Origin of the sequence: Myxococcus llanfairpwllgwyngyllgogerychwyrndrobwllllantysiliogogogochensis, assembly GCF_006636215.1 — a bacterium.
Taxonomy (GTDB): Bacteria; Myxococcota; Myxococcia; order Myxococcales; family Myxococcaceae; genus Myxococcus; species Myxococcus llanfairpwllgwyngyllgogerychwyrndrobwllllantysiliogogogochensis.
Map to the genome: position 1 here is coordinate 1 of NZ_VIFM01000837.1, position 426 is coordinate 426.

General features: G+C 72.8%; 1 protein-coding gene. It reads right to left on the reverse strand.

The window, feature by feature from the left end; translation table 11 throughout:
* Window positions 1-426 (reverse strand): hypothetical protein (locus FJV41_RS50775; protein WP_220138033.1); only part of this gene is annotated, 426 nt, incomplete at both ends.

Consider the following 426-nt stretch of genomic DNA (forward strand, 5'->3'; position numbering starts at 1 on the left):
GTCTTGGCATTCAGGTTCTTATCGATCTGGGTCAGGCGCTCGCCCAGGGCGCCGCTGCGGCTGCCGGCCTCCTTGCGGGCGGTGTCGGTGGCGGCGCGCAGGTCGGCGAGCACCTGATGGAGCTGGGCGATGTCGGCGCCGAGCCGGGTGGTTTCGGTCCGGCCGGCATCGACGGTCGTGCTCAGCGCCAGGACGGCGTCGCTCGGCGCGCCGCCGGAGCCGGGACGTGCGGCGAAGCCCAGAACCAGACCGAGCGCCAGGGCGGTGCCAGCGATCGCGTAGCGCCGGACCTCTGGACCTGCCAGGGACGGCATCGCGAATCGCGCTGCCGCAGGTGCGGCGACGGGCTCGGGCTTCGGAACCGCCTTGCCCGCCACGACGGCCTTCAGCAGCTCGTCGGGAGAGAGGGCCGGCTTGGCTTCAATC